General features: G+C 68.6%; 11 protein-coding genes. 10 read left to right on the top strand and 1 reads right to left on the bottom strand.

Annotation, left to right across the window (positions count from 1 at the left end):
* Positions 1-32: 32 nt before the first annotated feature.
* The 8 genes from OHS71_RS29010 to OHS71_RS28975 all read left to right on the top strand — a co-directional run bounded on the left by OHS71_RS29010 (position 33) and on the right by OHS71_RS28975 (position 9,842).
* On the top strand, positions 33-665 hold the full coding sequence (locus OHS71_RS29010) for a hypothetical protein (RefSeq protein WP_328482264.1): 633 nt from the start codon (positions 33-35) through the stop codon (positions 663-665).
* On the top strand, positions 662-2,734 hold the full coding sequence (locus OHS71_RS29005; RefSeq protein WP_328482263.1) for an Hsp70 family protein: 2,073 nt from the start codon (positions 662-664) through the stop codon (positions 2,732-2,734). Before OHS71_RS29010 ends, OHS71_RS29005 begins: the two co-directional genes overlap by 4 nt.
* A 182-nt stretch (positions 2,735-2,916) precedes the next feature.
* On the top strand, positions 2,917-4,143 hold the full coding sequence (locus OHS71_RS29000) for a DUF262 domain-containing protein (RefSeq protein WP_328482262.1): 1,227 nt from the start codon (positions 2,917-2,919) through the stop codon (positions 4,141-4,143).
* Entirely contained in the window at positions 4,136-5,275 is a 1,140-nt protein-coding gene (locus OHS71_RS28995; protein WP_328482261.1) for an AAA family ATPase, read from the top strand. The genes OHS71_RS29000 and OHS71_RS28995 overlap by 8 nt, the downstream gene beginning before the upstream one ends.
* A gap of 73 nt (positions 5,276-5,348) precedes the next feature.
* Positions 5,349-6,275, top strand: a complete 927-nt coding sequence (locus OHS71_RS28990; RefSeq protein ID WP_328482260.1) for a hypothetical protein — start codon at positions 5,349-5,351, stop codon at positions 6,273-6,275.
* A 44-nt stretch (positions 6,276-6,319) separates the two neighbouring features.
* Positions 6,320-7,732, top strand: a complete 1,413-nt coding sequence (locus OHS71_RS28985; RefSeq protein WP_328482259.1) for a hypothetical protein — start codon at positions 6,320-6,322, stop codon at positions 7,730-7,732.
* A gap of 118 nt (positions 7,733-7,850) precedes the next feature.
* Positions 7,851-8,360 carry an ATP-binding protein gene (locus tag OHS71_RS28980; protein ID WP_328484679.1) on the top strand — a complete coding sequence of 170 codons (510 nt, stop codon included), beginning with the start codon at positions 7,851-7,853 and terminating at the stop codon, positions 8,358-8,360.
* A gap of 21 nt (positions 8,361-8,381) precedes the next feature.
* Complete coding sequence (locus OHS71_RS28975; protein ID WP_328482258.1) at positions 8,382-9,842, top strand: hypothetical protein; 1,461 nt, start codon at positions 8,382-8,384, stop codon at positions 9,840-9,842.
* Between the two features lie 39 nt (positions 9,843-9,881).
* Here the strand turns inward: OHS71_RS28975 and OHS71_RS28970 are convergent, their stop codons facing one another.
* Positions 9,882-10,922 (bottom strand): beta family protein, encoded by a 1,041-nt coding sequence (locus OHS71_RS28970; RefSeq protein WP_328482257.1) that lies wholly within the window; start codon positions 10,920-10,922, stop codon positions 9,882-9,884.
* A 307-nt stretch (positions 10,923-11,229) separates the two neighbouring features.
* On the opposite strand from OHS71_RS28970, the gene OHS71_RS28965 reads away from it, so the two are divergent.
* Complete coding sequence (locus OHS71_RS28965; protein ID WP_328482256.1) at positions 11,230-18,267, top strand: DEAD/DEAH box helicase; 7,038 nt, start codon at positions 11,230-11,232, stop codon at positions 18,265-18,267.
* Positions 18,264-20,531, top strand: coding sequence for a UvrD-helicase domain-containing protein (locus OHS71_RS28960; RefSeq protein ID WP_328482255.1), 2,268 nt, complete (start codon positions 18,264-18,266; stop codon positions 20,529-20,531). The genes OHS71_RS28965 and OHS71_RS28960 overlap by 4 nt, the downstream gene beginning before the upstream one ends.
* The last annotated feature ends 67 nt before the right edge of the window (positions 20,532-20,598 follow it).

Genomic DNA, 20,598 nt, shown 5'->3' with positions numbered 1-20,598 from the left:
CCGCCCTGACCGAACGAAGCAGAGCAGGCCTGATGCCCTCCCAGAAAAAGACGCCCAAGAGAGAGCGAGCACACCGCCCGTGTCCCGCGTGCGGCCAGACGCAACCGGGCGCGCAGGGCTCGTCAGCACCGCACAAGCCCGGAGGTCTGAAGCGCCGCAGGGAACGGCAGGCCGACACCCCGGTGACGGCCGCGGAGGCCGGCGTCGTCGACGCTCCCTCACCCCCCGATCCGATCGACGCGATGACGGTCATCAAGGGGGTCGCGGCCCGCGTGCCGGAGGCATTGGAAGCTGCCAAGGCCGACGATGTGCCGCCCGCAGGCGCACTCACCGCGGCCGTGCGCAGGGCGGTCCTGGACGAGTTCCGCACCCGCGCACAGTTCGCCGGGCGGGTCGCCGAGATCGACGCGCTGCTCTGGTCCCGTGCGGGAGACCGCCGCGAGACCGTCGAGGGCGCGATGACGGCGCACTTGCGGGAGCTGCGGCTGCTACGGGTGACGGAGCCCGAGGAGAGCGACCGGTTCGTGGTGACCGAGGGCGAGGGAGACGTCTTCGAGTTGCTGAGTCCGGCCTATGTGGACGAGTTGACAGGAAAGGTCATTCTCGCGGGACAGCTGCGGCGCATCGCCGGACCCGCGGGTGTGCAGGCGGGGGAGGAAGCATGACGGCAGCCGGAATCGACTTCGGGACCACCAACTCGGTCGCGGCCCAGTGGAACGGCGAGTACGTCGAGGTCCTGGAGATCGGCGGGCAGGGGCTGGACGCCAACTGGCGGCGTGAGGGCTTCGAGCTGCTCTACCCCTCGGTCGTCGGCACGAGTTCGCTGAGGCCGGGCACCCTGTTCGGCTGGGAGGCCAAACTCCGCTCCGAGCAGGCCGTCGAGGCGTGCAAGCGGATGCTGCGCGAGGAACCTTTCGTCACTCTGGGCGGTGCGCGGTTCGCTGCGACCACCGCCGCCGCCGGTGTCTTCCACGCCATCGCGGGGGCGGCGGAGGAAGAGGCCGCGACCGAGATCCGCGAGGCCGTCATCACCGTGCCCGCCAACGCGACCGGGGCGGCCCGCTTCCGGACCCGTGAGGCCGCGCGCGCCGCGGGCCTCACGGTGCGCACCCTGCTGAACGAGCCGACGGCGGCGGCGATCGCCTACGCGCACGAGATGGAGGTCGACGGCGAGTTCCTGGTCTTCGACTGGGGCGGCGGCACGATGGACGCCACCCTCCTGCTGCACGACGACGGATTCTTCGACGAGAAGGCGAGTCGGGGCGTCAACCAGCTCGGCGGCCTGGAGATCGACGCCCGGCTGCGCCGCATGGTCCTCGACCGGGCACCGGTGCGCGGCCGTTGGAGCGATTCCGAGAAGCGGATGTTCGCCCTGGAGATCGAGCGGGCCAAGATCCTGCTCTCCCATCAGGAGTCGGTCCGCGTCCTGACGCCCGACGACGTCACCGTCGAGATCGGGCAGGACGAGTTCTCCGAGGCCATTCAGGATCTCATCAACCGTGCGCTCGACCCGGTGGAGGAATGCCTCGAGCAGGCTCGGATCGACCCGCAGGACCTCACCGCGGTGCTGATGATCGGTGGCAGCAGTCAGATTCCGGCGGTGCGCGCCGCGGTCTCCGAAGCACTCGACTGCGAACTCGTGGACACCTCCCTGTGCGACCCGATGACCGCCGTCGCAGAGGGAGCGGCGATCAGTGCCGCCGCCATGGACGGCGAGCTGAAGAGCATCATCCGGGTGGTCAACACGCACGCCCTGGGCACGATCACCAAGGACCGCGAGGGCAAGCGGAGCTTCAGCGCCCTCATCGACCGCAACCAGCGCCTGCCGCAGCAACGCGTGAAGTCGTACGAGCCGACGAAGGACAACATCTCCCAGCTGACCGTCGAGGTGTGGGAGGGCGACCCCGATCGTGAGGTCGACCACCTGGACAACGTCAAGCTGACCGACCTGGTCCTGACCTACCCCGAGCGGTGCAGGGCCGAGGACGGTGTCTTCGACCTGGAGTACACCTACAGCAAGGAAGGTCTGCTGACCGTCAGGGCAACCCTCCAGAAGACCGGTGAGGTCGTCCTCGACGGCGAGGTGAAGGTGTTCGGGGACGGGAACGTGTTGCCGGAGGTGAAGAAGGAACTCGACCGGCTGCTCGCCCTCGCCCCGGCCACCGCCCGCCCGGCGACCGCCCCGACCCATCCACAGCAAGCAGGCGCCAGCAGCCGGAACAACGGCGCCGCAAAGCCCGCTCCGCCGCGTTCCGGCCCCCATACGGCCGGTATCAATGCCGTCGCGCCGCCGCTCGTCATCGACGGATCCAATCTCGCGTGGAACGGGCGGCCTCCCCGTACGGCGGGCGGCAGGCCGAGCTTCGCGGCGCTGGAGGCAGCCGTACGGTCGCTGCGGTTCAAGCACCCCGACAGCGACATCCACGTCGTGGTCGACGCCACGCTCCGTCACGACGTCTCCGCCGAGGAGCGCCCCCTCGTGGAGAAGGCCATCGCCGACAACACCGTCGTGCAGCCCCCGGCCGGAACCGAGGGCCGGGGCGACGCGCTGGTGATCAGCATCGCCGACGCGGTCGGCGGGGTGATCGTCTCCAACGACAACTTCGCACCGTTCCAGCGGGCCAATCCGTGGCTGCGGAACGCGGGGCGGGTCATGGGGGCCACCCACTCGCAAGGGGTGTGGGTGTTCAACCGACGCGTACCCAACCCCGCGGCGCCCGCCCAGCGAAGGTGACACGTTCGGACGGTGGAGTACCGGGCGTCCCCGACCCACGGAGGGAATCGTGTGGGCCGCTCGGTCCCCCTGCCCTACTGGCACCGTCCGGACAGAACACAAGGCGCTGGCAGTAGTCGATCAGCTACTGTACGGACACGTTCGATTCATGGACGGCATGCACGTATGCGGAGGAGCAGATCTTGGTCGGCAGCGCTCCCGCGCCGGAGCCGGAACAGTCGTCGGACACCACCTCCCACGATCACACGGCGCCCCCGCCGGAAGAGGTGGCGGTCGAGTTCACCGATACCGGACGCAGTACCGGCATCGAGGTCGAGGACATCGGCGAAGCCGGCCGGATGCCGTTCGACCCGGAACTCATCGAGGTCCATCCTCGCAACCCCACCGTCGACCTCGTCATCCAGCGGCTGAAGCGCGGCCTGATCGACCTGCAGCCCGACTTCCAACGGAAGTCGGGCATCTGGAACGAGAGAGCCCAGAGCCGGTTGATCGAGTCGCTGCTGCTGCGCATCGCGTTGCCCACGCTATACGCGGCGGAGGAGGACGACGAGTCCTGGTCCGTGGTCGACGGGGTGCAGCGCCTCACCACGATCGTCCGCTTCGTCAAACCCGATGCCGCAGGCCTGGAGCCACTGCGGCTGGGAGACCTGGAGTACCTGACTCAGTACGAAGGCAGCCGCTTCGAGGATCTGCCGGGCCGGATGCAGACACGCATTATGGAGACGGAGCTCTCCGTCCTGCTCATCCGGCGGGGCACGCCGGAGGAGGCCAGGTTCAACATCTTCGCGCGGATCAACACGGGTGGTCAGCCGCTCACGCGGCAGGAGCTGCGGCACGCTCTGATTCCCGGGCCGGCGCGCGCTTTGCTGGCCAAGCTGGCGGAGAGCGGCTTCTTCCTTCAGGCGACAGGGCACAGCGTCAATCCCTCCCGTATGGCGGAGCGTGAACTCTGCCTGCGTTTTCTAGCGTTCGCGATGACTCCCCCCGAGCGATATGTCACACAGGATTTCGACGGCTTCCTCCGCAGGACCATGCACGACATCAACTCTTTGCCGGAGCAAGAGTTGGCGGATCTGGAAAAGGGCTTCTACCGCGCGATGCGGGCCTGCCGACTGATCCTCGGAGATCGGGCCTTCCGTAAGCAGTTCAGCGGGGTCACCCGCCGTTACCCGATCAACAAGGCTCTTTTCGAGGTACAGGCGGTCACGGTGGCCCGGTGCACCGCAGAAGAACTCGTTGCCCTACGCGACCGCGCCCTGATCCTTGAACAGAGATTCCAGAAGTTGATGGATGATCCCCACTTCTACGACTCCATCTCCTCCGGTACTGGCGACGCCGACAAGGTCAACTACCGCTTCCAGTCCATGAAGGACCTGATCCGCGAGGTGTTGGAGAACACGGATGCTTGAGTCGCTCACGCTCACCAATTTCAAGGCATTCGCCCGCCAGGAGCTACGCCTGGCCCCCTTCACCCTGCTGACCGGACTCAACTCGTCCGGCAAGAGTTCCGTACTCCAGTCCCTCGGTCTGCTGCGTCAGTCGTACGAGTCGGGCGACCTCGCCCCGGTCGGTGACCGGGATGCCGGGTTGCTCCTCAACGACGAACTGGTGCAACTCGGCACCGGGCAGGATGTACGGCACGAGTCGTACGACGACACCGGGCCGCACATCGCGCTCACGCTTCGGGGAGACGGAGCGACGGCGCAGTGGACCGCGCTCTACGAGCAGGAGGCCGACCACCTCAAGCTGCTCCAGCACGACGACGAGAAGAACATCCGGGCCTCCGTCGAACCGGCGGCCTTGCTGCCGACCCTGTTCGGGCCGGGCTTCCAATACCTCAAGGCCGACCGGGTCTCCCCCCAGGTCAGTTACCCCCGTTCGCACCACGCCGTCACCACCCGCGGTTTTCTCGGCGCCAACGGCGAACACACCGTCAACTACCTACGCACCCACCAGGACGAACCCGTCACGGCGGGTCCGCTCATCCTCTCGGACGTCTCGTCCTCCAGTCTCCTCGGGCAGACCCAGGCGTGGATGCAGAAGTTGTGCCCGGGGGTGACCTTGAAGGCGCAGGACATCGCCGGCACGGACGCGGTCCGGCTCAGCTACAGCTTCGGCTCCGGTGCGTTCGCCTCCAACAGCTACCGGCCCACCAACGTCGGGTTCGGACTCACCTACGCCCTGCCGATCGTTGTCGCCTGTCTGTCGGCCAAGCCCGGCTCGCTGATCCTGCTGGAGAACCCGGAGGCGCATCTGCATCCGCAGGGTCAGACCTGGATGGCGTACCTGGCGAGTGCGGCGGCGGCGAGCGGGGCGCAGATCGTGATGGAGACACACAGCGACCACGTCCTCAACGGGCTGCGCCTTCGCGTCAAGCAGGGGTTGCTGAGCACCGACGCGACGGCCGTGCACTACTTCCGCCGCAAGGACCAGACGTCGGAAGTCGTCAGCCCGGTGATCGGGCCGGACGGGCGGCTCTCCGAGTGGCCGCAGGGCTTCTTCGACGAGTGGGAGAACTCCCTCGACCAGCTGCTCGACTGAGCAGGCGCATGGAGTCGACGAACGCGCCCCGGGGGGTCGGGGCCGCAGGCACGGAACAGGAATGGGGTGGGGCGTGCCACTGCATGTATTTCTCAACGAACGGTCCTGTGCGTCCGAGTGTGAGGCGGACGAGGTCTCGGAGGGCATGCGCGCCTTCGTGGGCGTGCTCAGGCAGTTACAGCGTCTGCGCGGCATCAGCCTCGCTACCCAGAATCCGTTCGACGAGACGGAACTCGCACGGGGCTACTACTACGCGGAATGGCGCAATGACGCCCGCAACAAGGAAGAGGCTCTCTACTTCCAGCGGATGCGCGACCGCTGTACATCCTTCACAGCCGCCCTGCACGCAGCGGCTGCGGACGAGCGGGACGACGTATGGCACCGCTTCAAGGGAGTCGACGTCCACGGACTTCGTGCGGCCTTGATGGTGGACGGGCTCGCGCTCAGTCTGCCGCTGGCTTCGGACTGGGACACCGCCTGGCTGGACCTGGACATCGAGGAGTTGTCGGAGGGCCCTGGGCCCGGAGACGTCGTCGTCGATGAGTACACGGACAAGGTCCGGCACACCTCCCGGAAGGCGCACCTCTGCGAGCACGAGGACTGGATTCTCCGTGAAGGACTGGACCGCGTCTCCAGTGGAGCCCAACTCTGGGCCGGGCGAGCAGACTTCTTCCCCCATCTCCAGTTCCTCGACCGGGTGAAGGATGATCTGGAGAACCTCGATCCGCGGTGGTTCAAGGGTGCCCGCCAGCTACTGCGACAACTTGAGGCCACCGCCGCCCAATGGGACCCGGATTCCTCCACAGGACCTCACTGGGAAGCTCCGAACATCAGAGGGGAACACGAGAACTCCCGCAAAGACCGAATGTGGGAGGACAACGGCAAGGACGAATGCTTCCAGCTGCACGGAAATCTGAACCGTGGCGCCGGCCGCATCTACTTCCGGCTGGTTCACGACGAAAAGGCCATCCGCATCGCTCACATCGGGCGCCACCTCTGAAGCAGACACTCTTGGCCCCCTCCATCAACAAAGGCGCAGGTGACATGACTGATTCCACCGCCGGTCCCGCAGAGACGCAGTCCCGCGCCCGCTACCTCCTGGACGGACGGCGAGTGACCCTCACCGATCTGCTCAGCGCCGGGCTTCTGGCGGAAGGCCAGCGCCTGTCGTTCGTTCGACCCCGGATGGGCGAGAAACACGACGCCACGGTCACCTCCCGGGGATGGATCCGGCTCGCGGACGGGGAAGAGTTCCGTTCGCCGTCCAAAGCAGCCACGGTCGCTGTCGGGTACGGGACGTTCGACGGATGGGAGGCGTGGCAGGTGGACGACGGCAGATTCCTTACGCAGTTGCGCCAGGAACTGCTGGATCGCGCCGCCGAGGAAGCCGAGCCCGCGGAACCGGAGGAGGAGCGACAGACGTCGCTGTCCCCCAGCGAGCGCCACGCCCGACTGAAGAAGGCACGTGAGTCGGCCGAGGCAGGAAGTCCGCTCACCATCTCCGTACAGGAGCTGCTGGGCTGGTGGGGCGCGACCGGCCGAGGACTTGTCAACGAGCAGATCGAAGCCGAACTCGCCAACCACAGCCTCATCACTTCGCCCGAGTTCGACAAGGTCCCCCTGACCGCCACGGTCCACCTCGTCAGAGCCGCGGAAGAGGACACCGAGGACATTCCTCTCGCCGGGTCCCCAGCGACCGTCACAGTGCCGGTCGGCACGTCCGAAGAGCAGGAGGCACGCGAGACCGGGCTGACCGTCGGCACCCTCCCGTCCGCCCTCGGCGGTGTCGTCAGCGTCAAGCCGACCGCCACCTTCGAGGAGGTCATCACGCTGATGGTGCTCCACGATTTCTCCCAACTGCCCGTCCTCGCCGGTCCGCACAGCCTGGCGAGATCCGTCTCTTGGAAATCGATAGCTCGTGCCCGGCACGCCGACCCCGACGCCCACCTCTCGCAAGCCATCGTGGACGCGCGGGACGTCCGCTACGACCATGACCTGATCGACGTCCTGCCCACACTGGCCGAGCACGACTTCATCCTCGTCAGGGACCAGCGGAACGCCATCGCCGGCATTGTCACCGCCGCCGACGTGGCCCAGGCGTACGGCGATCTGGCGGGACACTTCCTCCTGATCGGGGAGATGGACCGCAGGCTGAGGCAGGTCATCGCGGGCGCCTTCACCCTGCCCGAGGTCACCAAACTCTGCGACTCGAAGGGCGAACGCATCAAGTCCTTCGGCGACATGACCGTCGGCGACTACAAACGCGTACTGGAGAACCCCGAGCTGTGGGAGCAACTCGGATGGCCGCTCGACCGCAAGGTGTTCATCGAGCGGCTCGATGAGATCCGCAAGATCCGCAACAACGTCATGCACTTCAACAGCAGCGACCCTCTACCGAAGCGCGACGTGGACAAGATCCGCAACCTCAACAAGCTGCTGAGGGAGTACGGGGAGTAGATCCAGGAACTCACCGCCGCAGACCGCCGCGTACACGAAACACACCGTCGCCTACGGCGCGTCGCTGTGTGCGCGTCGGGTCTGGGCACAGCAGGGGGCACCCGGCAGCGTGGGCGCCATGAACAGTGAGCACGCCCCCACGTCCATGGCAGTGACCGCGAAGCGTGGTGCGGCAGAAATGGGCACCACGAAGGACGAGTTCACGATGCGCTTCAGCTCAACACCGCGCGGTGCCCGCCTCGCCCGCCGCCTGGTCGCGGACCGGCTCGATGCGTGGGGGCACCCCCACGCATCCACCGCCAACGACACGCTGACCCTCATCACGGCGGAGCTGACCGCCAACGCCGTGCGCCACGGTCACGTGCCCGGACGGGACTTCGAGGTGCGGCTCATCGCCGGAGAGGCGGCTCTTCGGGTTGAGGTGTCCGACACTCGCACGGAACGCGTACCGCCGCTATCCCCCAATGAACCGCCTGTCGAGGCAGAGTCCGGCCGGGGCCTGATGCTGGTCGCAGCGCTGGCCGACGAGTGGGGGACCGCATCGCGCCACGGCGCTCCCGGCAAGACAGTCTGGGCCGAGGTGCGGTGCCCTCTCGGCGGCCGTTCACCCACATGCGAGTACCCGTGATGCCTCGCGTACTCTCCGTGCATGGTTTACGTCGTAGCGCTCAGTGAAGACCAACTCGACCGAATCGACATGGAGTTACGGCTGAAGCAGGTCTTCACCAAAACTGTCGCCGCCGCCTCACTGCCACGTGATCCTCGACCTCAGATCACCCTGCTGGTCAGACGGCCGTCCGCATCCGACCAGACGTCCCCACTGGTCTGGCTGGGAGTTGTACGACAGCCACGCGGAGAGAAGGTGGCGGCAATCGACTCCCGAGTGACCGTGGACCTATTGCGGGAATGTCCGGTTCCCGTGTCGATGCACTCCGTCGGGCAGCAGCTGCCGCTCCCTGTACGGGATGCGCTCTCTGCGGCTTCGAGAAGAGAAGTCACAGTCCTGCAAGACACGATCTCCGAAGCTCTTCTGACTGTTCTCGCCCAGCAACACGAGAAGCTGCGCCTGCTGCTCGAATTCCTCGGCGAAGCGGCCACGCCGGAACGCCTCGATCCGCAGGGTCGGCCCGAGGACGCATCATGGCAAGAGCAGCTCGAAGCTGCCCGGCTGGCTCTGGTGACCGGCGGAATTCCGCCAGCGCGGCTCGCCGCCTGGCGCCGCCCGGCTGGTCGTGACGAACCAGTCCTGGCCGGTTTGATCGCAGAACCTTACGAGCCATCGCTGATCGACTACGACATGCACCACTTCTTCGACGGAGACGATGTCTTCCAGTCCATGGGGTACCCGTACGAGGAGAACTCTCTGGGCTCCTCCTTCCGATGCGACATCCGCGTCTTCGAGCACCTCGGCCGCCGTATCGAGATCGCGAATGTCAACGCAACCGACGTCGAAACCCGCCTCGGCACCGACATGATCTACTACCACGAGGCCACGCAAAGCTTCGTGTTGGTGCAGTACAAGCGCCTGCCACACGAGGCAAGAAACCGATGGATCCGTGTCGACAAGCGGCTGTTGAGTCAACTGGACCGGCTGGAAAGGGTTGCAGCCCTCAGCCGCCCGGCAGGCATGCCCCACGAGTGGCGCCTCGGTCCCGACCCATGCTTCGTGAAGCTCGCCTACTGGCCGCTGACGGAAACCATCGATCCGGGCCCTGCACCGGGCATGTACCTGTCCGTGCCCTACGTGCGGCTGCTTCTGAACGATGACGCCACGCTGGGCCCCAACGGTGGACGACGGCTCGGATATCCACAGGTCGACCGCTATCTGACCAACACCGAGTTCACCGCACTCATCAAGAACGGACTGGTGGGCACCGTCGGAACGACGATCCAACAACTCGCGGAACTCGGAGCGCAACGGGCCGAGGAGGACAGGATGTCCGTCGTCCTCGCCGTCGAGCGGGCCACCGACCCGCTGCGCAAAACGGTGAAGGAGCGACACAAGCGCAACCACTCCCAGGGCTATGACAAAACGCTCGCCAACCGCTTGCGCAGGCAGCGCCGGTCCACTCCGCCCATTCCCGGCCAGCAGACGTTTCCCGAGTCCTGATCCCGATAGCGGTCGGTCATCCGGATCGGCGCAAACCACTCAGCCATCGAGACTCCGGGCCACGAACGTCATGTGCTGAATGTTCCCCATCTTGTTCCAAGTCGTGTGAGCACCCGTGCTTACAGCACCCCGGGACCGGTCTCGCAGCCAACTCTCCCCCGCGCTCGCCTTCGAGCCGCGAAATTCCACGAGACCGGTGAAGCACCTGGCGGCTTCCCGGTTGGCGTCGTCGTACTGCCTGCCGTGCGGCACCTTGGACAGGTGGAAGGCGCGGGCGGTGGTGTAGCGGAGGATGCCCCACGGTGGACCTCCGCCGCGTGCGGGCGGGGTCTGGGTGACGTACGTGGCGGGATGGATGCCGTAGTCGCCGTAGCGCAGTCGGGGCAGGTACGGGCGTTCGCTGTGGCCGATCTCGTGCCAGGCCTCCCAGTCCGTGCGTGGGGCCTCGTACGGGACGCCCTCCCGGAAGTCGTCGGGCGGTTCGGGGAAGCCGCCGGCCATGACGGTCACTGTGCGCCAGGAGGTGAGCGGGATCAGGGTGTCCAGGGCTCGCACGGCCTCCTTGGCGGCGTCGGGGCGGTCCGCAAGGACGGTGGCCAGGTCGAGGAACAGGTCGGCCGGGTGGCCTGTGGGCATCCGGCCGAGCAGTGCGGCGACGTCCGATGCCGTGCGGTCGTTCCAGTCGCCGGGGAGCCGTACGCGGATGCCGAGTCCGTCCTCTCGATGCCGGGCCGCGGTGAGCGCGAGTGACTGCTGGGCGCCGGGACGGCCCGGCCCGGTGACCGGCCGCAGGTTGCGGTGATCCCACCACTCGGGAGTCAGGACGGCGGCCAGCACCGCCGCTTCGTCCTCGTCCGCGAAGGGCGCGTCCAGCCATCCGCAGCCGAGGCGCTGTGCCGTGGAGACGTCACCGGCCTCCTTGGCGATGCGTTCGGCCAGCGGTTTCGGCAGCATGCCGGCGCGAGGTGGCAGCGTCCACAGCGGAGCGACCCGACGCTGTACGTCCGGCGCCAGCCCTCGGTAGGCGGCCGCCGCGTGCGGCCGGGTCGGCAGGACGGGAACGTACAGCGGTACGGACATGGCGTTCCCCCTCGGCGCTGCCCGTGCTCGGCTCTTCCTTTGCTCTCGTGCGTGCGTTCTGTGCGCTCTGCGCGCTTCCTTCGTTTTCCTTCAGGGTGAAACCAGTGAGGAAAGCCCGAAAGGGCGCCAATCAGCCACGGTTCGGCGAGGAGCGCGGCTGTCACAGGCCCCTCCGACGGGAACGGGACTCCGGTGTACCCCGTCCCGTCACACACTGTCCGACCTGCCCTATACGGTTGATCCGCAGCACACGGGGTGACCGCTGCCACGCGAGCGCCCCGGGATCCGCAGACGTAAGGGGAGCGTCGTGAAACCCACTCTGGCCGCCGCGCAGCTTCGGGGCAGTCTGACGCAGTACCTCACGACGACCTACGCGCTCGCCGACGACGACACCCGGCGGGCCCTCGAGCGGTTTCTGGGAGACCCCGAGTCGGGGATCTTCCGGGGGCCGTACCTGCGCATCAGGACGCCGTTCCACAAGGCGGACGACGGGTGGGAGCGGCACCTGGAGTGGCGGCCCGGGTTCACGCCGTGGCGGCACCAGGCCAAGGCGTGGCAGCGGCTCAGCACGCTGGGCGGCAGGGCGGCCGAGCCGACGCTCGTGACGACCGGCACCGGCTCCGGCAAGACCGAGTCGTTCCTGGTGCCGGTGCTCGACCACTGCCGACGGCAGAAGGCGCTCGGGCGGCGCGGCGTGAAGGCCGTACTGCTGTACCCGATGAACGCGCTCGCCACCGACCAGGCCGGCCGCATCAGCGACTACCTGACCGCGCCCGACCTCGCCCAGGTGACCGCGGGGCTGTACATCGGCGACCGGCCGGACACCGACTTCCGGCGGGTCATGACACGCCGCGAGGAGATGCGCGTCTCCCCGCCCGACGTACTGATCACCAACTACAAGATGCTGGACCTGCTGTTGCAGCGCGGTGAGGACCGGGTCCTGTGGGACGGCGCGGACGTCGCGTACGTGGTGCTGGACGAGTTCCACACCTACGACGGCGCCCAAGGCACCGACGTCGCCATGCTGCTGCGGCGGCTGGCGACAGCGGTCGGCGCCACGCAACCGGACCGGCCGCTCGGGCGGATCTGCCCCGTGGCGACCTCCGCGACGCTCGGGGCGGGCCGGGCGGGCACGTCGGCCGGGGGCATCCTGGACGTGGCGGCACAGGTGTTCGGCATGCCCTTCACGGCGGACGCGGTCATCGGCGAGGAGCGGATGACCGCCGAGGAGTTCACCGGCGAGGTCGACTACGCGCTTCCCGAGCCACCCACTCCGCAGGAGGTCATCGCGGCGTCGGGTGGCGTGGGCGTGGAGGCGAAGCCGGACCAGCTGGACCTGGACGGGCTCGCCGCGCACATGCTGGGGCAACGAGGCCTCGACGCGTTCCGTATCGGCCGTCTGCTGAAACGGCACGACTTCACGCAGGGCATCCTCGCGCTGCTCGACGGCGAGCCGCTGGACGAGTGGGGGCTGCGGGACCGGCTCGCGCGCTTCGGATACGCCTGGGGACGCACCGCCCGGGAGAACCCGCAGCTGGTGCTGCAAGCCCTGGCCCGTTTCGTGGCCCTGCTCTCCGCCGCCCGGGACCCGGACTCCGACGAACGACGTCCGCGTCCCCTGCTGCACGTCGAGGCCCATCTCTGGGTGCGGCCGGTGACACGTGTGCTGCGTGGGGTCGGCCGGACACCGGAGTTCCGCTGGTACGAGGACGACCGCGCACAGGCCCGGCGCGCGGCCCTGGCCGCCGCTCCCCCCTCGGACGAGGAGGACGGTTCTTCCGCGGGCTACGGGGCCTCGGGCGGAGCGAACCGGCCGCAGCCGCTGGCGGGCACGGACACGGCGGTGCGCCCCGCGCAGGTGCACCTGCCCGCCGTGTACTGCCGCGCGTGCGGGCGATCCGGCTGGGCCGCGCTGTCCCCGGAGTCCGATCCGCAGCAGCTCGTCATGGCACAGGACCGGATCTGGCGGGCCGGCGTCGGCCGGGACAAGCGCCGCATCCGCTACTTCATCTCGGCGACCGAGCCGGAGCGGCGCCAGGCCCTCGACGCACTGGCCGGGCGCCTGCCCGCGGGCAGCGGTGTCGATCCGCTCTCCGTGGTGGTGCTCGACGGGGCGCAGGGTACCTACCGGCTACCGACGGCGGGAGACGACGGGGACCCGGTCGACGCCTGGTTCGCCCTCGCGCTGCTGGACAAGAAGACCGCCGACAAGGCGGCCAAGGACGACCGCTGTCCGGCGTGCAACACCGACAACAGCATCCGGTTCCTCGGTACGGCGCAGGCCGCGCTGGCCTCGGCCACGGTCACCCAGCTCTTCACCGGCGGGGACATCGCGCTGGTCCCGGAGGAACGCAAGACGCTGCTGTTCAACGACTCCACGCAGGACGCCGCGCACCGCGCCGGGTACGTCGCCAACGCCTCGTACAAGTTCTCGCTGAGGTCGCTGCTTGCGCACAATCTCGACGAGGCGGGAGCGACGACCGCGCTCAACGACCTGATCGGCAACGTTCTGGACTCGGTGGACGATCCAGAGGCACTCGCCGCCGTTGTTCCACCGGATCTGCACGACGAACCGGGCGTCGACCGGGTGTTGTCGGGCCGTGGCACAGGCGATGCACGTACCTGGCGGCTGATCGGTGAACGGCTGGCCTTCGCCACGGTCATGGAGTTCGGGCTGCGATCACGCCTCGGCCGCACCCTGGAGCTCACGCGGACGGCCGCCGCCGAGGTCGTCGTCGAGAACCCCGAGCGGGTCACCGACCTCGCCCGCGATCTGCATCTCGCGCTGCCGGGCCAGATGGTGATGACGGGCGGGCTCCCGACTCCCGAGCGGTATCTCGCCTACGTGCGGGGCCTTCTGGAGCGGCTGCGGCTGCGCGGCGCGGTCCGGCACCGTTGGCTGGAGCAGTGGATGCGGGAGGCCGGCGCCGACCGGTTCCTCATCAGCGGGCGGCGGCCCGACGGCATGCCCGCCTTTCCCGAAGGTGTCGCCCCACCGCGATTCCTGCTCGACGGGCAGAAGGACCGGACCGAGTTCGACGTGATCACCGGCCGGCAGGCCTGGTTCCAGGACTGGACCCGCCGCTGCCTCGGGCTGGACGCCGCCGGGGCCACCGAGTACCTTCGTCGGCTGTTGCCCGCCCTCGCCGACGAGCACGTGCTCAGCGTGCGGACGGCGAAGGACCGCACCACGCGCGTGTACGGTCTCCAGCCCGGCCACATCCAGGTGCGGCTGCTGGACGACTCGATCGTCAACAAGGCGTTCGTGGCGTGTGAGGACTGCGGCTGGCAGCAGGTCGTTCCTCCGGAGCGGCGCACCCGCTGGTACGGCCACCCGTGCCCGCGCTACCGGTGCAAGGGATACCTGACACCGCCGCAGCCGGGCATGCTGCGCTCGACGCCGACCGACCGGCACGGCGGCAGCGGGAGCGTCACCGGCGCGGGCTTCGCCGCTCTTCAGGAGCGCGACTACACGAACGACTACTACCGGCGGCTGTACCTGACCGGTGGCACCTTCCGTGTCGTGACGGCCGAGCACACCGGCATGCTGACCCGTGCACAGCGGGAGCAGGTCGAACGGACCTTCCGGGCCGGTACGCACTACACCGACCCGAACGTGCTGTCCTGCACCCCCACGCTGGAACTCGGCATCGACATCGGTGATCTCTCTGCCGTACTGATCGGCTCGCTGCCGAAGGGGCCCGCGAACTACGTGCAGCAGTCGGGCCGGGCGGGGCGCAAGACGGGCAACGCGCTGGTCGTCGCCTTCGGTGGGCGCAGGGCCCGCGACCTGTACTACCTGGACCAGCCTCGGGAGATGATCGCCGGCGACATCGTGCCGCCGGGCTGCTATCTGTCGGCGGTGGAGATCCTGCGCCGGCAGTACACCGCGTGGCTGCTGGACCTCGCCGCGCGCGGAGAGCTCGCCACCGCTGACGGCGAACGCCTCCAGCCCGTGCCCCGGCTGGCCTCCGCCCTCTTCGGTACGACGGGTTGGTGCCAGGACCTCGCGGACGCCGCACAGACGCACGGGGCGACGCTCGTCGAGCGGTTCCTGACCCTGTTTCCCGGAGGTGACGCGCCCACGCCGACCCCGAACGGCCCCTCCGCACCTGACGGCGACGACGACACCGGAGTGTCCACGCACGCCGCCGACGAACTCCGGAAGTACGCGGCCCACGGCGTCGTACGAGCTCTCCAAGAGGCGGAGGAGGACTGGACGGGGCGGCGGGAGGAACTGCGGCGCAGGATCGCCGCGATCGACGAGGCCGTCGACTCGCTGGCCCGTACCGACGAGATCCAGGACCGGGAACGGCGGGAACTGCTCGCCGAACGCCGCAGCACCGGAGACCTGCTGCGGGAACTGAGCCGGACCAGCGCGCACGGCACACTCGTCGAACTGGGACTCCTGCCGAACTACAGCCTGGCCGACACCACGACCCAGCTGGAAGCCACCCTGTACTGGTCCGAGGCACTTTCGGACAGCGACGACCCGTCCGAGACAGGAAACCCGAGAGAAGCCGGGCCACCCGCCGGTACCGAGCGCGTCCATCGCAGCGAGACCCGCGACTACGAGCGCTCCCGCAAAACAGCCCTCACCGAACTGGCCCCCGGCAACAGCTTCTACGTCAACGGTTACAAGCACGTGGTGCGTGCCCTGGACATCGGCAGTCCGGAGCGCCGGGCCTGGTCGGTGTGGCGGCTCTGTCCCTCCTGTGGATACGTGCGCACCCAGAACGCGCAGGCCGACACCTCCCCCTGCCCGCGCTGCGACGGGCGGGAGATCGCCGACGCGGGCTGCGTGCAGTACGTGCTTCAGCCCCGCCGGGTCGTCGCCCGGGACAAGCGGGACGACGCCCGGGTACGTGACGACCGCGACGAACGGGCCCGTAGGCAGTACGCGGTGCTCACCACCGTGGACATCGATCCCGAACATCTGGCCATCGACTCCTGGCGGCACGACACCGCAACCTTCGGCGTGGACTTCTCCCGTAAGGCCGTCATCCGAACGCTGAACCTGGGACTCGACCGGCAGGACGGCAGTTCCACGGTGCCGCTGGCCGGCGAGGAAGTACGGATCAATCCGTTCTACGTGTGCACGACCTGCGGTGGCGCGACGGCGGAGGGCCGACCGGTCGTCGACCAGCCGCAGCACGCGCTCACCGACTCGGGGGCAGCAGCCACGAAGGGCAGCGCCCACCATCTGTTGTGGTGCCCCCGTCGGCGGACACACGGCTCCGCGCGTGGAGCGGGCCAAAGGACGGCCGGACAGGACGTACCGCTGCTGCTGGCCCACGAGCTCACCACGGAAGCCGTACGGATCCTGCTGCCCGCCTCCGTGACCCGGGCCCGGGAACGGCTCGCCTCCTTCACCGCGGCGCTGTTCGCCGGTATCGCGGCACGCTACGGCGGCGACCCCGACCACATCGACATCGCCGCCGCCTCGATGCCGGACAGCCCGGACCAGCTCGGCGCGGACTTCCCGCGGCGGTTCCTCGTCGTCTACGACCGGTTGCCCGGCGGTACGGGCTATCTTCACCGACTGGCGTCCGCGGACGGCTTCCGCGAGGTACTCCTCAAGGCGCGCGAGGTGATCGACAACTGCGCCTGCCAGCAGAAAGAGCTGGACGGCTGCCATCAGTGCCTGCTGCGCAGGGTGCCCCCATCGGACTACGACCGTGTCTCCCGCCGGGAAGTGCAGTCCATGCTGGACGAGCTCCTCGGCGCCGACGGTGAACGCTGGCGGACCTCGCGGATTTCGACGACCCGTCAGATCCCGTTGGAGCGACAGGCGGAGAGCGACCTGGAGGTCATGTTCGTCGACACACTGGAGGAGTGGGCCAAGCAGCCCGAGTCCCGGGCGACGGCGGACACGTACACCACTCCGGCCGGCACACGGGCGCTGGATCTCCGGCTGACCACGGGTGACGGCACGACCACGAGCTGGCGGGTCTCGCAGCAGCGCGTACTCGACGGAACCCGGCCCGACGTCCTCTTCGAGCGACTCGACGCACCCGGCCCACGGCTCGCCGTCTACCTGGACGGATATCGCTACCACGCGGGCACCGAGCACAACCGTCTCGCGGACGACGCGGCAAAACGCGCCCGGTTGCGGGCGGACGGGCTCCGGGTGTTCCAACTGACCTACCACGACATAAAGGAGTGGCGGAACCGGGTCCGCGACACCGGATACGCCGGAATCGCTCCCGCAGACCCGGTGTGGCAGCCCTACGACGATGAGGCCCAGAAGAGGGCACGCGCTTACTACGAGCGCACGCGCGGCGGCCTGCGGGGCGAACTGTCCGAGACAGTGTGGGTCAACCCGGCCGAACTGCTGCTCGCCTATCTCCGCGCCCCCGACGCCGGGCAGTGGCACCACCGGGCCGAAGCCGCCGTCGCCGGGCTCCTCGGGACTGCCGGCCTGCGGGACACACCGGTGCGAGCAGACGCGGTCGGGCGGACCGTCGAAGCGGCTCTCCGCGGCGAACACTCCGACACGCCGAAGGGGCCCCTGCGCGTCCTGACCGCGACGGACCGGTCCGGATGCCGGCTCGTCCTGGTCGCCGACGTACGACACCGGCCGCCTGTCTGGACCGGGCTGACGCTGCTGGACGACAGCGCCCACGCCGTCGCGGACGAGACGACCCATAAGCGGCGATGGCGAGCATGGCTGTACTGGAGCAACGTGTTGCAGTTCCTGGAGCATGGTGGAGGCGACAGCGCACAACTCACCACCTCGCTGCTGGACGGCTTCACCGCCGACGTGCTCACCGTGACCGGCGGAGCGGGGTGGCTGTCCTCGACCCGCATCATTTCCGCCGATGGCACACAGCGGGAGACCGACAGCCTGCCACCGGTGGCCGTCACGACCGGCCTGCCCGCGGTGCCCGCGAGGACGACCGAGGACACCCCCTCCGTGTTCCGCCCCAAGCGCGACGGCGCATGGGACGCGGTTCTGGAGTACGTGGACCCCGACGAGGCGGGACTGGCCGAGCTGGCCCACGCGCTCGCCGAACTGGGTGTCCCCGCGCCCGAGGACGGCTACGAACTCGACGAACACGGCTGGCAGGCCGAACTTGCCTGGCCGAACGCCAGGCTGGGTGTGGTTCTGGCACCACAGGGCACGGCCGAGGAACCGGACATCGAGGCCCAGGACCGCGACCGTGCCTTCGCCGCCGCACTGTGGGACGTACGACCGGCGGCCGGGTGGAGCGCGGAGGAGATCGCGGCACGCCTCGGCATCAACGGCGAGGGGACATCGAACAGTCCCGCGGATCACAGCCGACCGGGCACGGGTACGGCCGGGCATGACGAGAAGAAGAACGACAACGGGGAGTCGGCATGACGAAGACCGGGGGCGTGACGCTGCGCCTGCTCGACAAGGCGGACAAGGAGATCCTCCGGCTGCCGCGCACGGTCAAGGGCGCCCTGTTCGATTTCCAGCACAAATTCAAGGACAACCCGCGCACCCCCGGGCTGAAACTCAAGCAGCTCAAGGGCGACAGCCGGATCTGGTCCGCGCGCATCAACGACGAGTACCGGGCTCTGCTGCTCCGGCTGGCCGAGGACGACTGGCTCATCGTCTCGGTCAAGCACCGTAAGGAGGTCTACGACCGGCTCGCCTACGGGATCAACCACGTCACCGGCGGCATCGAGTACGTCGACCTCCAGGTGGTGGAAGACAGCATCCTGCGACGCATTCCGCCGCAGGAAGCGTCGCCCGCCGTCCCGGCCGCGCCCGCTGAAGCCCCGCCCGCTGAAGCCCCGCCCCGTTCAGCTCAACCGCTGTTTGCCGCCTGGAGCGACGCGCAGTTGAGCGAGCTGGGAGTGGCGGAGCCCCTGGTGCCGGTCATCCGCACCCTCACCACCGAGGAGCAGCTCCTCGGACTGATCGAGTACGCGCCGCAGCTCACCGGTGAGGTCCTGCTGGCGCTGTACGACGGAAGGCCCTTCGACGAGGTACGGGACGAGGTCACCGCACCTGTCGCCGCCCCTGACCCCGTCGACACCGAGGACTTCCGGACAGCCGCCGAGCGGCCCGCCACGGTCGTCACCACGTCCGACGACGCCCTGCGCGAGGCACTGGAAGCAGGGGACTTCGGTCGCTGGAAGGTCTTCCTCCACCCCGCCCAGTCCAAGCTGGTCGAGCGCCGCTACTCCGGCCCCGCCAGGGTCGGCGGTGGCCCCGGCACCGGCAAGACGATCGTCGCCCTGCACCGCGTCCGCCACCTCGTGTCCCAGCTGCCGCCCGGCCACACCAAGCCCGTGCTGCTGACCACCTACAACAAGAACCTCGCCTCGGATCTGCGTTCCCGGCTCCTGGAACTGGGCGGCGAGCAACTGCTGTCGCGGGTGGAGGTCAGCCACGTCGACCAACTCGCTCTACGGGTTGTGCGAGAAGCCGAGCCGGGCAGCCGTAAACAGACCATCGACGACAGCCAGGCCGTGAGGGAATGGCGGGCGATGCTCGACGAGCTCGGCGAGAGTGGCTGGGACGCGGAATTCCTCCACGACGAGTGGACGCAGGTCATCCTCGGACAGGCCGTCGGCACTCGCACTGACTATTTCCGCGCCCGCCGCGCCGGACGGGGAAAGAACGTGGGCCGGGCGGAACGAGCCGCCGTCTGGCAACTCGCCGAGCGCTTCACCCAGCGTCTGGACCGGCTCGGACGCCAGACGTGGGACCAGGTGGCCGAGCGCGCCGCTCGCCTCGAGATAGGGCGGGAACAGCGCATCCGCGCAATCGAGCGCCGGCGGGAGGAAGCGGGCGGCCTGGACAACATCCACCTCCAGGACGGCTCCGGTGGCTGGCTGCGCTACCGTTACCGGCACATCGTGGTCGACGAGGCGCAGGACCTGCGCCCCGCACACTGGAAGATGCTGCGCGCGATGACGGCCCGTGACACGGACGACCTGTTCCTGGTCGGCGACACCCACCAGCGCATCTACAAGAACCAGGTGACACTCGGCAGTCTCGGCATCAACATCCGCGGGCGGTCCGCGAAGCTCAGCCTCAGCTACCGGACGACGCGACAGATCCTGCGTTCCGCACTGGAGGTGCTCGGCGAGGAGATCTACGACGACCTCGACGGCAGTTCGGAAACTCTCGCCGGGTACCGTTCCGTGCTCAGCGGCGGTACGCCCGGCATGCACCCGTCCTCGGACTGGCAGTCGGAACGTGAGGCGATCGCCGCGCACATCCTGGCCTGGGACGCCCATCCGGACGAACGGATCGCGCACGAGCAGATCGCCATCTGCGTCCCTACCAACCGCATGGCGAGCGAACTGGGAAGCACGTTGGGGGAACACGGCATCCGAGCCTTGGAGATCGGCGCCGACGGCGCCCGGGGCGAACCCGGGATCCACATCGGGACCATGTTCCGGTTCAAAGGGCTGGAGTACCAGCGCATGATCATCGCCGGGGTCAGCGACGGTTTGGTCCCCCGTGAGCAGGTCAACCAGCTACGCCAAGCGGATCCTGCCCGCTACCGCAGGGAAGAACAGCGGGCGCGGTCCCTGCTTTTCGTAGCGGCGACCCGGGCACGGGACAGCCTCGACATCTTCTGGCACGGCAGTCCGAGCCCGTTCCTGCAACGTCTTCTCTCCTGAGAGCCCTGAAGGCGGAGGGTGAACCCCAGGGGCTGAGGCCGACAATCGACCTCAGCCTCGCTGCCGA

The organism is Streptomyces sp. NBC_00377 (assembly GCF_036075115.1).
Classification (GTDB): Bacteria; Actinomycetota; Actinomycetes; order Streptomycetales; family Streptomycetaceae; genus Streptomyces.
This window is presented reverse-complemented; position numbering and strand designations above follow the sequence as displayed.